This window comes from Pseudoalteromonas atlantica (genome assembly GCF_043641955.1).
GTDB lineage: Bacteria > Pseudomonadota > Gammaproteobacteria > Enterobacterales > Alteromonadaceae > Pseudoalteromonas > Pseudoalteromonas atlantica_A.
Window position 1 is genome coordinate 135730 of sequence record NZ_JBHZRV010000009.1, and the last position, 14072, is coordinate 149801.

15 protein-coding genes are annotated in these 14072 nt (G+C 39.6%); 1 reads left to right on the forward strand and 14 read right to left on the reverse strand.

All coding sequences use genetic code 11. The features are described from left to right. Window positions 1-192 precede the first annotated feature (192 nt). The 13 genes from ACHUE3_RS16480 to ACHUE3_RS16540 form a co-directional block, all read right to left on the reverse strand. Window positions 193-1230: a protein-glutamate methylesterase/protein-glutamine glutaminase gene (locus tag ACHUE3_RS16480; RefSeq protein ID WP_394193432.1), complete on the reverse strand. Its 1038-nt coding sequence runs from the start codon at window positions 1228-1230 to the stop codon at window positions 193-195. A gap of 9 nt (window positions 1231-1239) precedes the next feature. Then, a complete protein-coding gene (gene cheD, locus ACHUE3_RS16485) occupies window positions 1240-1857 on the reverse strand; it encodes a chemoreceptor glutamine deamidase CheD (protein WP_394193433.1) in 618 nt (205 codons plus the stop codon). Next, a complete protein-coding gene (locus ACHUE3_RS16490) occupies window positions 1850-2671 on the reverse strand; it encodes a CheR family methyltransferase (RefSeq protein WP_394193434.1) in 822 nt (273 codons plus the stop codon). Before ACHUE3_RS16490 ends, cheD begins: the two co-directional genes overlap by 8 nt. Window positions 2672-3071: 400 nt before the next feature. Further along, window positions 3072-5765 carry a methyl-accepting chemotaxis protein gene (locus tag ACHUE3_RS16495; protein WP_394193435.1) on the reverse strand — a complete coding sequence of 898 codons (2694 nt, stop codon included), beginning with the start codon at window positions 5763-5765 and terminating at the stop codon, window positions 3072-3074. Between the two features lie 40 nt (window positions 5766-5805). Further along, window positions 5806-6291: a chemotaxis protein CheW gene (locus tag ACHUE3_RS16500; protein ID WP_394193436.1), complete on the reverse strand. Its 486-nt coding sequence runs from the start codon at window positions 6289-6291 to the stop codon at window positions 5806-5808. Then, entirely contained in the window at window positions 6288-8366 is a 2079-nt protein-coding gene (locus ACHUE3_RS16505; protein WP_394193437.1) for a chemotaxis protein CheA, read from the reverse strand. Before ACHUE3_RS16505 ends, ACHUE3_RS16500 begins: the two co-directional genes overlap by 4 nt. A gap of 15 nt (window positions 8367-8381) precedes the next feature. Beyond that, window positions 8382-8744: a response regulator gene (locus ACHUE3_RS16510; protein WP_058561442.1), complete on the reverse strand. Its 363-nt coding sequence runs from the start codon at window positions 8742-8744 to the stop codon at window positions 8382-8384. A gap of 9 nt (window positions 8745-8753) precedes the next feature. Beyond that, the gene (locus ACHUE3_RS16515) at window positions 8754-9026 is read right to left on the reverse strand and encodes an STAS domain-containing protein (RefSeq protein WP_394193438.1); all 273 of its coding nucleotides are present in this window, start codon (window positions 9024-9026) and stop codon (window positions 8754-8756) included. A 169-nt stretch (window positions 9027-9195) separates the two neighbouring features. Next, window positions 9196-9783 (reverse strand): SCO family protein, encoded by a 588-nt coding sequence (locus ACHUE3_RS16520; RefSeq protein WP_394193489.1) that lies wholly within the window; start codon window positions 9781-9783, stop codon window positions 9196-9198. A gap of 35 nt (window positions 9784-9818) precedes the next feature. Beyond that, window positions 9819-10727 (reverse strand): heme o synthase, encoded by a 909-nt coding sequence (cyoE, locus tag ACHUE3_RS16525; protein ID WP_394193439.1) that lies wholly within the window; start codon window positions 10725-10727, stop codon window positions 9819-9821. Window positions 10728-10736: 9 nt separating this feature from the next. Continuing rightward, complete coding sequence (locus ACHUE3_RS16530; RefSeq protein WP_394193490.1) at window positions 10737-11726, reverse strand: COX15/CtaA family protein; 990 nt, start codon at window positions 11724-11726, stop codon at window positions 10737-10739. Window positions 11727-11747: 21 nt separating this feature from the next. After that, window positions 11748-12242 carry a transmembrane cytochrome oxidase associated protein gene (locus ACHUE3_RS16535; protein ID WP_394193440.1) on the reverse strand — a complete coding sequence of 165 codons (495 nt, stop codon included), beginning with the start codon at window positions 12240-12242 and terminating at the stop codon, window positions 11748-11750. Then, the gene (locus ACHUE3_RS16540) at window positions 12239-12979 is read right to left on the reverse strand and encodes an SURF1 family protein (protein WP_394193441.1); all 741 of its coding nucleotides are present in this window, start codon (window positions 12977-12979) and stop codon (window positions 12239-12241) included. The genes ACHUE3_RS16535 and ACHUE3_RS16540 overlap by 4 nt, the downstream gene beginning before the upstream one ends. On the opposite strand from ACHUE3_RS16540, the gene ACHUE3_RS16545 reads away from it, so the two are divergent. Further along, entirely contained in the window at window positions 12933-13295 is a 363-nt protein-coding gene (locus ACHUE3_RS16545; RefSeq protein WP_394193442.1) for a DUF2909 family protein, read from the forward strand. The two genes, ACHUE3_RS16540 and ACHUE3_RS16545, sit on opposite strands and share 47 nt — an antisense overlap. Here ACHUE3_RS16545 and ACHUE3_RS16550 read toward each other — a convergent pair. After that, on the reverse strand, window positions 13195-14070 hold the full coding sequence (locus tag ACHUE3_RS16550) for a cytochrome c oxidase subunit 3 (RefSeq protein ID WP_394193443.1): 876 nt from the start codon (window positions 14068-14070) through the stop codon (window positions 13195-13197). The genes ACHUE3_RS16545 and ACHUE3_RS16550 overlap by 101 nt on opposite strands. Between the last annotated feature and the right edge of the window lie 2 nt (window positions 14071-14072).

The following is a 14072-nucleotide window of genomic DNA, read 5'->3' on the forward strand; positions in this document are numbered from 1 at the left end:
ACCTGAACTCTGGTTAAGAGATGTAATAATATATTGATATTAAATAACAAATTCCCCCTTAGTCTCCAGCCGGAGACTTTTAGCGATAACAAGGCGAATTTACGCGTCAATAGCTGGCCTATTGCAAGTAAATTCAACGCAGTTAGCGTTAAAAGTACCCGTGGGAGATAGATTTATTATCCAGAGTTTAGGTTATTTAATCTGTTTTTGCGCTTTTTTCAATAGATGCTCTGCCACCTTTTCTAGTGGCAGGACATCATTAGCAGCCCCTAATTCAATAGCCGCTTTTGGCATACCCCACACCACCGATGTAAGCTCATCTTGTGCTATTGTATAGGCCCCACTCTCCTTAAGTGCTAACAAGCCTTTAGCGCCATCATTGCCCATGCCAGTAAGTAATGCCGCCATCGTATTTTTAGGATGTATGTTAACAAGCGAGTTAAACAACACATCGACAGCAGGACGATGGCGATTAATTGCGGCCGACTCATCTAGATGACAGATTAAGTGGCTGCCTCGCTTAATAACACTGAGATGCTTATCACCTGGGGCTATGAATGCCCAACCTGGTGCCAACTTATCTCCATGTTCAGCTTCTTTAACATTAATTGTGCATGTTCTGTCCATTCTTAGTGCAAACGAGCTGCTAAATACCGGCGGAATATGTTGTGTGATTACAATTGGAGGGCAATTTTTAGGCATTCTGATCAACACCTCTTTAATCGCTTCCGTTCCCCCTGTAGATGCACCAATGGCCAAAATAGCAGAAACATTAAAGTTTGCCATTAAGCTTGGCTCTATAACCTTATTGGTTGAAGCCTTACAGGGACGCACTCTTGCACTTGCCGCCGTACGCACTTTTTGTTGCAGCACCGCCGCATATTGGTTAAATTGCTCCGATAAATTGACAGTGGGTTTAGCAATAAAATCAACAGCACCAACCTCTAATGCCTCTAAAGTAACTGGGGAGCCTTTTTGAGTTAGTGTTGAGATCATGACTACAGGCATTGGACGTAATCGCATTAAGTTCTTTAAAAAGCTGATGCCGTCCATCTTAGGCATCTCAACATCCAGCGTTAATACATCAGGCTGTAACTGCTTAATCATTTCTCGCGCTTGATAGGGATCTGCTGCGCACCCAACGACTTCCATATCGTCTGGCTCACATAAAATATCTGTTAATATTCTCCTTATCAAAGGTGAATCATCAACCACTAAAACTTTGATCATGACGAACTCCTAAAACAGCTCGATATCTGTATTCGAGTCTTGTTTTTCAATATCATGCAAGTAGCGCACTTCACGCTTTTCTAATGCATCGCTGTGCATTTCTCGTAATTTTTTAACCTGCGCCTTGCCAGTCTGGGGGTTAAAGTTGACCTTTCTAGGCCAAGGCCCTCCCACATCATGCGAAACAAGGTCAAGACCCTCTTCCTGCACATAAGAATAGGCAAAACGAATATTACCTAAGCCTATATCTGTCATAGAGCGTATAATCTTTCCACCACCAAACAATTTAATTTTTAAGTTACTGCGAGATGCTCCATTTTTAAGCACTTCATTAATTAAAAATTCCATAGCCCAATTACCATAACGGCAGTTTAAACTGTGCGCATTTGCTTGCTCAACGCCCTTCTCTGCAGGTAGCATAAAATGATTCATACCACCAATACCCAACTTTTCATCGTAGACACATGCAGCAATACATGAACCTAATACAGTGCTAATTAATTCGTCATTTTTGGATACATAAAACTCACCCGGTAAGACCTTAGCAACTACACGTTGTTGTCCAGCATCCCAGAACCGCTTTACGTGCTCAAAACCAGGCAGCACAGCTTTAAATTGATTACTCATTAGCCACCTTTTGATACATTGTTTTACCTAGGTTTCTAAATTCACTGTGCTCTTTGCCCATACTTTCTGAGTGACCTAAAAATAAATGACCTCGAGGGGCTAAAATGTCACAGTAGCGTTTAAACAGCTGATCTTTCGTTTCTTTATCAAAATAAATAACCACATTGCGACAAAAAATCACATCAAATGAGCCTTTCATAGGCCACTGTTGCAATAAATTAAGCCGCTTAAAATGCACTTTTTGTTGTAACTCAGGCTTCACTTTAAACGTTTCGCCATCTTTACTTTTCAAAAACCAACGCTTTAAGTGGTGTGACTCAAGGCCATTTACATTCGCCGCGGTATAGCTACCCAATTGTGCCTTATTCAATACATTTGAGTCTAAATCGGTCGCTAAAATTTTAACATCCCAATCGCGAGGAAATACGCCATCTAAGGTCATTGCTAATGTGTAAGGCTCCTCTCCAGTTGAACAGCCAGCAGACCAAACTCTTACTCGTTTTGTTGACCTATTAGATAGTAATAACTTAGGGATAATATCTGACTTTAAATAGTCGAAATGATGTGATTCGCGAAAAAATGAAGTGAGGTTAGTCGTTATCGCATTAATAAAATCGCTGAATTCTTGCTCTTCATGTGCCTCTAAATAGGCTAAATACTGCTTAAAATTATTTAGCTTTAAAGTGCGAATACGTCGTGCTAAGCGTGAATAAACCATTTCTCGCTTATGATCACCGAGCACAATACCGCATGCATCATAGACTAGTTTGGCAATAGTCTTAAAATCATTATCTGTCAGCAAAAACTCTTTCATTGAACATTCCCGCACTTTAGAAAACTAAATTAGTGTCAAAATCCATTTATACCAATTCGCTTAATTAAGTGATCTCTTTTGAGGGTAGAAAAACGTGTTGATAGCAAGACAAAAAATTCGCTATTTAGTTGTTCTAAATGAGAATTTTTTAACGCAGGTAGCGACACGTTTTGCCCCGCAAAATGATTAAGTATTATTGCGGATTGGTATTATATACAAGGTAGCTGCAAATTAACGAGGCAGAACCACCTAAGCACGGCATAAATAAGCCTCGCCCTAAATAGTTAACATGCTTAAGCAGGGCACAAAGCTTCATAAAAGGAATGAGGGTCACAATATATGAAACCCTCTTTAAATTAATACTCGCGCAGCTTTACTAAGTAACTAGCGCATAACCTATTTAAAACTCCTCCCACTCATCAGATGAATCAGCAAAGTCATTACCTCTAGGGGCACTTCGTACTTTACTGGTATGCGATGTTGGTATTGATTCAACTACAGGTGGCTCTATTTTACGTGGTGCCTCTTGCTGACCCAGAGAAAAGAACGTGAGTAAACGGCGCATATCGTTTGCCTGTTCTGACATCGACTCTCCCGCTGCTGATGCTTCTTCAACTAATGCCGCATTTTGCTGCGTCATTTCATCCATCTGCGAAATCGCTTTATTAACTTGCTCTATGCCGGAACTCTGTTCAACTGACGCCTCTGCAATATCAGAAATCATTTCCGTTACTTTTTGCACTGAGCTGACGATATCTTGCAGCGTTGCACCTGACTCATTCACTAACAATGTACCGTCTTCTACTTTACCGACACTGTCTCTAATTAGCTCTTTGATCTCTTTCGCTGCACCCGCTGAGCGTTGCGCTAGATTTCGCACCTCACCAGCTACAACCGCAAAGCCACGCCCTTGTTCACCCGCTCGAGCCGCTTCTACCGCCGCATTCAGTGCGAGTAAGTTAGTTTGAAAGGCTATTTCGTCGATAACACTAATAATATCTGCAATCTTTTTACTCGATTCATTGATTGCGGACATACTCGCTACAGCTCGGTTGACAACCTCACCGCCTTCTATTGCTTTGTCGCGGGTTTCTTCGGCCAATCCATTAGCAATTTTTGCATTGTCAGCGTTTTGGCGCACAGTACTTGTCATCTCTTCCATACTTGAAGCGGTTTCTTCTAGTGAAGATGCTTGCTCTTCTGTGCGCTGACTTAAATCAGTGTTGCCCTGTGAAATTTCCTCGGCACCACTTGCAACCAAGGTCGCCGATGAGTTTATCCGATGCATAACCTCTGTGAGCTTATCAGCAGTTGCATTTGCATCTTTTTTCAGCTTATCAAAAGAACCTTGATAATCCTGCTCAATACGTTTTGATAAATCCCCAGTAGCCATTGCACTGAGCATCAGAGCCGTATCTGAAACTGCATCGTCTACGATACTAACTAAGCTATTTAAACCAACGGCTAAACGCTTAAAGAAACCATCTTTATCTTGCTCACTAATACGTTGGTCTAAATCACCCCGTCCTGCTGCCTTTACAAGATCATTAATTTCTTTCTCTATGGCAACCTCACCGGTTCTATCCTCCCATTCAACAACAGTGCCTATTCTTTCATTTTCTGGTGTGAATATAGGATTTGCAACCAAACCAAATGTTCTTCCCCCCACCAAAATTTCCGCGCTATAAGTATCCGCTAAGGTATTTAATAACCCCCTCTGATGCGATGGATTTTTATGGAATACATCTATATTTTGGCCTAATAAATCATTACAGTTAAAGTTCGGTAAATCTTTACGTAAATCTGATTCTGCAATACGCATCATATTCTTAACAGCTTCGTTGAGGTATATAATATTATTGCCCGTATCAGCAATCATTGTATTTGTAGCTACTCGATCTAAAGCGCGACGAACACGTAAATTCTCTTGCGCATTCTTTTTCTCTTCTTGCGCTTTTTGCTCGCTCTGCGTTATATCTTGCCACTCAACAATTGTACCTAACCGTTTTCCATCATCATTTATCCATGGCGTCGCAATCAGCTCAAAAATAAGTCCTGCTAATGTTAAACGAGCATGATGAGGTTGCTTTAAATCTTTTAAAAGCTGACGCTGATGGGATGCTTGCTTGTGAAAGTCATCAACACAAGTACCAATTAAATCACCTACAGAGAAACTAGGTAGCACAGTCTTTAATTGTGCTTCTCTAGCACTGAGCATTTTTTTAACTTCTTCATTCACAAAAATAATTTTAAGGTCATTATCTGCAATCATTACATTGGCTTGGCACACTTTTAATGCGCTTGCTAAATCAGCACTAATACGCGCTTTTTCAGATATTTCTTTTTGCTCAGAAATGTCGCTCGCATACTTAATCACTTTAACTGGGTTGCCATTTTGGTCAAAAATTGGATTGTATGACGCTTGGATCCAGACTTTTTTCCCTCCTTTGCCTAAACGCAAATACTCACCTGAATCAAAATGCCCATTACCCAGTTTCTGCCAAAATTTCTGATACTCTTCTGTTTTAGCGTAATTAGGATCAACAAACAGACTGTGATGCTTGCCTTGTATTTCAGATAAGCTATAGCCGACGGTTGCTAAAAAATTATCATTAGCCGTAATAATGATGCCATCTAAGTTGAATTCGATAACCGCTTGAGACCTATTAATGGCTTGTACTTTACTTGTGGCGTCCACAGCCTCTTTTTTAAGAGCAGTAATATTTGATGCGAGTTGAATTATTTTAATAATATTTCCCTGCTCATCTATAACAGGGCTATAATTTGCCTGAAGCCAAACTATCTTTTCATCATTGGCTAAAAAGCTAAATTCACCGTTAATTGGCTCACCGCTTTTCACTCGCTGCCAAATCGCTTCACTTTGATTTTCTTGTGTTTCATTAGCAATAAATACACTGTGATTTCGGCCTTGTAGCTCTTCTAGGCGATAACCCATCATATCTAAAAAGTTATTATTTGCTGTTATCACTGTGCCGTTTGGCTCGAACTCAATAACAGCCAATGATTTTTTTAATGCAGCTATTACTAAATCATTTTCTGATTTTGGCTGCTTTGAATTACTAAACCACCCCATGCCCATCACCTTTTATTACTTCATTAACTAAAATGAACAGTTAAATATCCATCGTTTTTTTCAGATCTAATAACGCAACCATCTTTTCTCCAACATTAACCAGTCCTGCAACAAATTCTGAATTATCTGAATCTGTAAATGTTGGAACCATTTTGGCGTTCTTTTCAATAATGCTATAAACATCAGATACCGCATCAACAACCATACCCATTATTTTTGTTTTCTGTCCTAAATCGACCTTTATCACGATCACCACTGTGAGTGCGCCATAATCGATTCTTGGCAAACCAAATCGCAATCGCAAATCTAAAATTGGTACTATGGTGCCTCGAATATTAATGACACCTTGGACATAATCTGGAGCATTAGGAATAACGGTTATCTCTTCCCAACTCCGGATTTCTTTTACCGTTAAAATATCAACCCCATACTCTTCTTCAGCCATAATGAAGGTTAAAAACTGCCTAACCCCTTGCTCTTCTTCAAGGGTCAAATTACTGTTTAACTCATTCATTAAAGCGCTCATGACGCCTCCAAGTTAGCTTGCGATTCAATAATTAACTCTTGGCTACCAGGCTTTCTAAGCCCTGACATTTTAATTAATCCACTGATATCAACGATCAGTGACACTCTGCCATCGCCTAAAATTGTAGCGCCTGATACACCATCAACTTTCTGATAATTGGCTTCTAAGCTTTTGATGACCACTTGCTGCTGTGATAATAAATCATCTACCAACAGTCCAATTTTTTGATTGTCACTCTCCACTACGACTAATAGCGTTTTATCTAATGTTTCAATCGCCCCTTGATGTTTAAAAATGTTGTACAACCGTAAAATAGGTATGTACTCATCACGCAGTCTTAATACATCAAGGTCTTTGCCTACTCGGCTTACTTTTGTTACATCAATCTGTAACGACTCTACAATCGAAATAAGCGGAATAATATAAGTATGCTTTGCAACTTTAACGAGTTGTCCATCCAAAATGGCAAGTGTTAATGGCAAGCGAATGGTAAACGTTGAGCCAACACCAGGCGCTGATGCCACTTCTACAGACCCGTTAAGAGACTCTATATTGCGCCTCACAACATCCATACCTACTCCTCGGCCTGATAAATCACTCACCGCGTCGGCAGTAGAAAACCCTGCTACAAAAATAAGCTCGTTTATTTCTTTATCTGATAATTCATCAGCCTCAGAGATCACACCATTAGAAATCGCTTTTTCTTTTATTTTTTGCGTATTAAGCCCTTGTCCGTCATCCATAATTTCAATAACAATGTTGCCACCTTGGTGAAATGCATTTAGTGTTACAACACCAACAGGGTCTTTTCCTGCGGCTATTCTTTGATCAACAGTTTCTAAACCATGGTCTAGGGAGTTTCTAACTAAGTGCACCATTGGATCTGATATTTTTTCCATTACAGTTTTATCAAGCTCAGTCTGCTCACCCAGTAATTTCAATTCAACTTGCTTATTTAATTTTTGCGAGATGTCTCTAACCAACCGAGGAAATCGACTGAATACAAAACTGATTGGCAACATTCGAATGCCCATTACACTCTCTTGGAGATCTCGTGTGTTGTGAGCTAATTGCGCTAACCCTTCTTGTAAGGAGGCAAACGTTGCTTCTGTAACTTCTTGTTCCCCCAGCTGACTTAACATTGCTTGTGTGATGACAAGCTCCCCTACCATATTGATTAACGAATCAACTTTATCGATACCCACACGAATAGAGGTAGACTCTGAAGATGATGCCCCTGAACTTTGAACTTTTGCAGAAGTACTCGTTTTAGCTTTAGTTACCGCTTTAGGTGGAGTATCAGCTGGTTGAGCTTCTTTTTTATCTTCACTTTCAACAGGGTTATCGTCTAAATCTTCAAATAAACCTCCGCATAGACTTATCGTAATGTCTGCATCATCCTCCACCCACTCAAATACTTCTTTTATTGCAGCTTCAGGTTTTTCAGTATTTAGGAAAAAGCGCCAAGATAAGTAGCAGTCATCCGGTGCAAGTTCTTTAATGTCAGGTACTTCGTTATGAAAAACGACTACATCTAAATCACCGATCTCAGCTAATTCACTCACCATATAAAGTGGTTCATTGCCTGTTTTAAATAAGTGGTGATGTGGCTTAAAGTCAATTTGAAATGTATTTAACTCTGCGTGCGATTCAGAACTATTTGTTGATTCATCATTTGAACTTTCATCCAATTCAAGAATGTGTTCAAACTTTTTACGCAGTTCTATAGATTCACTAAGGTCAGGTTCCTGCTCTGCTTGCAAGGCACTCAATAAAGCTCGCAAACAATCGATAGACTTAAGTAATAAATTAACATGCTCGGCGGTAAGAGGGCGAGATCCATCACGAATTTGATCCAGCAACGTTTCTAATACATGTGTAAAATCTGCTACCGAGTTAAAACCAAATGTACCACTGCCTCCTTTAATTGAATGCGCAGCACGAAATATTGTGTTTATTGCTTCTGAATCTTCTTCGCCGGGAACTAAATTTAGTAATTCTGCTTCCATGGCATCCAAGCCTTCGAAGCTTTCTTCAAAAAAAACTTCAAAAAATTGACTTAAATCTATACTCATGCCCCGCTCCCTAGATTAGCGAATCACTTTTTTTAATACTGCTAATAATTGCTCTGGGTTAAAAGGTTTGACTATCCAACCCGTTGCTCCTGCAGCTTTGCCTTCTACTTTTTTATCCATTCCAGACTCTGTAGTAAGCATCAATAATGGGGTAAATTTATAATTCGGGAGAGTACGTAATTCTCGTATTAAAGTAATACCGTCCATTACGGGCATATTTACATCCGAAATAACGGCATCAAAACCTTGCTGCTTGGCAATACTTAAAGCTTCGCTTCCATCTTTCGCTTCCGTCACATCAAACCCTGCTTTTTTTAATGTAAAGCCAACCATTTGACGCATCGACGCAGAGTCATCCACAGCTAAAATTCTTTTCATATAAACCTCTTAATCTGCATTATCGAGTACTAAATATTCACTTAAACCCAACTGGGTAATAACACCTTTTAGTGCATCACTTTGGCCAACCCAAATAATTTTATGCTGCACTGATAGTAAATGTTTTTGTAAAGAACAAAGTAATTGAACTGACGCTGTATCAGCACGAGTAACATCGCTTATATCTAAACAAACATCATCATTGCCGCTTAATTCATTTAATAAATCTTGATGTAAGATTTCAACTTGGTTAATCGCTAATTCCGCTGGAAGTTTAATCATATACTTTGTGCTTTGCGTGTTTTACCAATTCATTACAAAAGCTTAGACGGACTTACCGAAAATGCCATAAATGCATCAAAAAAAGAGTAAATTTGTTTTTCTAATAGCGTAAATGCAAAAAAGGAGCTGTTCGCTCCTTTTATATTTTTTATTAAACGTTATGGAATGTTTACTCGTAATAATCCGCAATTATTTTAAATTCACTGATCATTTTTTTGGTGTTTATCAGTGGCACACTTCCTTGCTTAAACTCAGGTTTAAATATTGCCCTTACAGCCCCTGTTGAATCAACCAATGCAACTGATGCGCTATGATCTACTGCGTATTCTTGCTCTGTACTATCGCTAATGGCATAAATAAGGCCAAGCTCTCGTACAAACGGAAATAACGCTTTATGCTGCCCTGATACGGCTAAAAAGTCAGGATTAAAATAGTCTATATAGGCTTTTCTCTTCTTGGCAGTATCACGTTTTGGGTCAACCGATAAAAACCATATTTGCAATGCGTATTTATCACTCAGTGATTTATGGACTGCGTTTAACTTTGCTAACGTGAGTGGGCATATATCTGGGCAGCTAGTATATCCCAAAAATACAAGGTTCCATTGCCCCTCAAAATTAGCTTTTGTCACTTCACTATTGTGTTGATCATTTAATGCAAATTCACTCAGCGGTTTTGCATTTTCATACACTAATGCGTCTACATCTGGCTTGGTCTTATCACTACAACCTGCTAATAAAAAAATACTTAAAACCATTGTTATTGGTAGACCAAATCTCAATACCCATACTTTCATATAACTAGCCATTTATCAGCAAATAAGGCTATGAAGAGTAACATTAAATGGATAATTGAAAAACGAAATAGATCCATCGCAGTTCCCTCTTCAGGCGCTACTTTTAATTTAATTGCTTTATAAATGAAGGCTGCGTTTAATAAACTCGAAGCGATTAAGTAAATTTCACCAGACATGCCTATTAAATAGGGTAATACACACACTAAAGCTAATAAAATAGAATAAGCGATAACACATGTTTTACTAAATTCAATGCCATGTGTAACAGGAAGCATAGGGATTTTAGCACGTTCATAATCACTTTTTCGTGCAATGGCTAATGCCCAAAAATGAGGCGGCGTCCACGTAAATATAATCATCACTAATAACCAAGGTGCTGCTGCCATTTGACCCGTTTCAGACACCCAACCTAATAAAGGCGGCATTGCACCAGCAAGCCCGCCAATAACTATATTTTGTGGTGTAGCTCGCTTTAAAAACGACGTATAAATAAAGGCATAACCCACCAGCGCAAAAAGTGTTAACACAGCTGTAAGCGTATTTGCCCATATAACCAGCATGACAAAACCGCTCACCCCAATGACTGCTGCAAAAGTAAGTGCGTGTCGCTTCGATAAACGACCTTTCGCCACTGGTCGATGACGCGTACGAGCCATTTTACTATCAATTTCACTATCAACTACATGGTTTATTACCGCAGCGGCAGCTGATAAAAGGCCTATAGCCAATAAGCTAATAAACTGTACAACAACCCCTCGGCCCACATCAGGGGCAAGCGCCAGGCCCACCCAAGCAGTTAAAACCAGCATTGCCACTACTTTGAATTTACTAATTGCCAAATAATCTTTTAATAAATCGGACAGTCGATGAGGTGTGACTTTTGTTATTGTTAATGATTGTGCCATAACAGCCTCCTAGCTACGTGATTTTAAATAGAAACATAAACGAATAAGCGTAATTAACAGTATGGCAGCCATTAAATTATGTGCCAGCGCTACCCCCAATGGAAAATGCCAATGCACCACAGCCAGCCCTAAACTTATTTGACACACTAGTGCAATAAGCACAGTGACCGTGCAATGTTTAATTTTTGCTGATAAGGCATGGCTATAAATTCGCCACATTATTAGCGCAAGCACAACACAGGTAACTAAAGCCCAAATTCGGTGTAACAAATGAATCGACATCCTTGCTTGTTGTGACAGCACACCATATTCATACGTGCTGTGCTCTAACGGAAGTTGAAACACACTACTCAAAGAAAAGGGTTGCCCATAACTACATAGTGGTAATCCGTTGCAGTGTGGTGCAGCATAATTTGCTGCCAGCCAGCCTCCCAATGCAATTTGAATAATCAATACAACCAATGCAACTAGGCTCAAATTAAAATGACGCCGTGCAGGGGCGTCGCCCCCTTCTATCGGCTTTGCAGTTAGCCTTAAATACAACAAAGCGACTAACGACAAAATACTAAAGCCGCCTAATAAATGGCCCATTACAATAAGGGGCTGCAGATTCATCGTGACAGTCCACATGCCTAACGCTGCTTGAAATACAACTAACACTAATAAAAAAAACGGTAATTTAACGGGGAATTGTGAATGCTTACGTTGAATGAACGCGAAAATAAACAGCGCTAAAATTAATAACCCCAAACTACCAGCAAAGTAGCGATGGATCATTTCTTTCCAAGCTTTTGCTGTTTCGAACATCATATCGGGGTAAGTTTGTTCAACATGCGCTAAATCGGCTTCATGTTTTGGCACTGTTAAAAAGCCATAACAGCCTGGCCAATCAGGGCACCCCAATCCTGCATCACTTAAGCGCGTATAAGCGCCTAATCCTACAACCACGATAGATAAAAAGAAGGTTGCTAGCACTAAGTTTTTATAATTTTTATACATCATCAGCCCCTTTTAATGGCATTAGCTTGAGCGCGAATAATTGAGTAACTTTTTTAAGTCTTTTAATAGCCCCTTTTGGGTTAAACGGTTTTGTTGTGGTTCTTGTTTATATGGGTAGTGCAAAACAACTAACCCCATGTGATCAATTAGGTATAAACTTGCAGGCTCCAGCTGATCCGTTTCAGCCAGTTGTCGCCATGGTGTTGCAGTTTCTTTTGGTTCTCCTAAAATCACCATGTCTACTTTGCCTTGGTTTTTACCCAGTGCGACATATAAGTTATCCAGTGCATTTAATTGCTCAGTGCATGCTTGCGAGCACTGCTGTGGGTGATTAAGTGCAATTGTCCATTGCTTATGCTCTGATTCTTGCCACTCTTTTAGCTTTATTTCAGTTGTTAAAAACTCACCATTGTTACTGATAGCGGGAGTGATCCACTCAAACTTCAGTGATAAATACGCCATGATTAAAGGCACCAAACAGCACCCTAAAAATATGATCATCGGTTTATTTTTCATTTTAAATCCTTCTTTTTACTTGCAAATATAGCAACCCCAATACAGGCTAAACCAATTAACAGCCATTGCACCGCATAGCCATAATGTTTTTGCGGGCTCATTACAACAGCTTGGTAATGCGGTATACCTAGCTCATCTCCTGCGCCTTGCCGATAGCCAATAAAATCGGTCATTAATGTTCCTGCTTGTTTAGAAAAAACTTCTAAATCAATATTTTGAATTCGCTTAGGCCAATCATCTGACTGAACCGCATCACTATTTTCTAAGGTAAAACCTGAGAGTTGTCCTTGTTTTAATTGTACTGTCATTTCTATAGGCTGCTTTGGCAGATTAACAGACGGGAGCTGTTGACGTGTGAGAGGCGCTTTTACCCACCCTAAGTTAACAACAATGGGGATTTTACTGCCTGTTGGTGTAAATAAAGTAAGCACATCGTAGCCTACTTGCCCTTGGTATATTTGATTATCCAACAACCAATAATACTGACTTGCGAGTCGACCAGTAAAAGTGACTTTTATGCCAGTTTTATTCCAAGTAACTGGTAATGCCTGTATTTGAGACCATTGCATAACACCCTGATCTTGAACACTCTCAATATGTGCAAGCTGCAACGCTTTTGCCTCTGCTCGCTGTATTTGCCAATAACTCAAACGCAAACAAACGAATACCACAACTAACACCACGCAAACGATGAAAATTGAGCTAAGCTTTTGTTTACGCCATAAAACTAACTGCATAAAGGTGAACCCAGTGATTATAAAAATTATTATTGTACTGTTGTTATTGTTTATACTTTTTAACTTATTTCGTGCGCTATTTATAATGGTCTCTGGTCGTGATAAAGGACGGCCTATGTCTCATTATTTAGGCCGTCGCGTGCTATTTTCTGTCGTTGTACTTGTTGTTGTCATTGCCGCGTTTAAACTTGGCTATATCAACCCGAATGTAAATCCTACAACACATATACAAACACAAATAAACACAACCAAACCACATCAACAAAATGCCAGTACCAAGCAGCAGCTTGAAAAGCAAAATGCTTTTTGGGGCTAAAATGGCCTTTTAATATTCTAAAGAATACAACGAGTAAAATAATTGTACCCAATGTCACATGCATGCCATGAAAACCGGTCAACAAGAAGAATGTATTGCCATAAACACCCGAGTCTAAGGTTAACCCTAGATCTTGATAAGCATGGATATACTCTTCAACCTGTAAGCCTAAAAACACAACCCCAAGTAAAATAGTGGCACCCAAAAAAACTTTTAACGGACCTCGTTTATTGTTTTCTATTGCCACATGGGCAAAATGCAGCGTCACAGATGAGATGAGCAGTATTACTGTATTTATTAAAGGTAGTCCAAGCCACCCCATTGCTTGTGTTGTATCACCGGCTGGCGTAGTCACTAATGGCCATACAGCTTCAAATGTTGGCCATAGCACTTCATTTGTCATCGCATTGTTACCTGCGCCCCCTAACCAAGGAACAGATATCATTCGGGCATAAAATAATGCACCAAAAAAAGCCATGAAAAACATTACCTCAGAGAAAATAAACCAGCTCATGCCTTGGCGAAATGATCGGTCCATCTGGGCGGAATACAAACCTTGATGCGATTCTTCAATCACATTTTTAAACCAGCTAAATAACATATAGAGTAAAATAGCAATGCCGCCATACAATATGTAATGTCCATTACCGCCCTCTTCACTTGCTTGCATGACAGTTAGCGCAGCACCTACAGCGATTAAGAACATCGCAACAGCACCCACAATTGGCCAAGGGCTTTGATCAGGTACATAGTATTTTTCGTAATTTTGATTCATCT

Bases quoted from the DNA above. Each gene is read 5' to 3' on its own strand.
- ACHUE3_RS16480 (WP_394193432.1), bottom strand. From the start codon at position 1,230: ATGATCAAAGTTTTAGTGGTTGATGATTCACCTTTGATAAGGAGAATA.
- cheD (WP_394193433.1), bottom strand. From the start codon at position 1,857: ATGAGTAATCAATTTAAAGCTGTGCTGCCTGGTTTTGAGCACGTAAAG.
- ACHUE3_RS16490 (WP_394193434.1), bottom strand. From the start codon at position 2,671: ATGAAAGAGTTTTTGCTGACAGATAATGATTTTAAGACTATTGCCAAA.
- ACHUE3_RS16495 (WP_394193435.1), bottom strand. From the start codon at position 5,765: ATGGGGTGGTTTAGTAATTCAAAGCAGCCAAAATCAGAAAATGATTTA.
- ACHUE3_RS16500 (WP_394193436.1), bottom strand. From the start codon at position 6,291: ATGAGCGCTTTAATGAATGAGTTAAACAGTAATTTGACCCTTGAAGAA.
- ACHUE3_RS16505 (WP_394193437.1), bottom strand. From the start codon at position 8,366: ATGAGTATAGATTTAAGTCAATTTTTTGAAGTTTTTTTTGAAGAAAGC.
- ACHUE3_RS16510 (WP_058561442.1), bottom strand. From the start codon at position 8,744: ATGAAAAGAATTTTAGCTGTGGATGACTCTGCGTCGATGCGTCAAATG.
- ACHUE3_RS16515 (WP_394193438.1), bottom strand. From the start codon at position 9,026: ATGATTAAACTTCCAGCGGAATTAGCGATTAACCAAGTTGAAATCTTA.
- ACHUE3_RS16520 (WP_394193489.1), bottom strand. From the start codon at position 9,783: ATGGTTTTAAGTATTTTTTTATTAGCAGGTTGTAGTGATAAGACCAAG.
- cyoE (WP_394193439.1), bottom strand. From the start codon at position 10,727: ATGGCACAATCATTAACAATAACAAAAGTCACACCTCATCGACTGTCC.
- ACHUE3_RS16530 (WP_394193490.1), bottom strand. From the start codon at position 11,726: ATGTATAAAAATTATAAAAACTTAGTGCTAGCAACCTTCTTTTTATCT.
- ACHUE3_RS16535 (WP_394193440.1), bottom strand. From the start codon at position 12,242: ATGAAAAATAAACCGATGATCATATTTTTAGGGTGCTGTTTGGTGCCT.
- ACHUE3_RS16545 (WP_394193442.1), top strand. From the start codon at position 12,933: ATGAAAATTGAGCTAAGCTTTTGTTTACGCCATAAAACTAACTGCATA.
- ACHUE3_RS16540 (WP_394193441.1), bottom strand. From the start codon at position 12,979: ATGCAGTTAGTTTTATGGCGTAAACAAAAGCTTAGCTCAATTTTCATC.
- ACHUE3_RS16550 (WP_394193443.1), bottom strand. From the start codon at position 14,070: ATGAATCAAAATTACGAAAAATACTATGTACCTGATCAAAGCCCTTGG.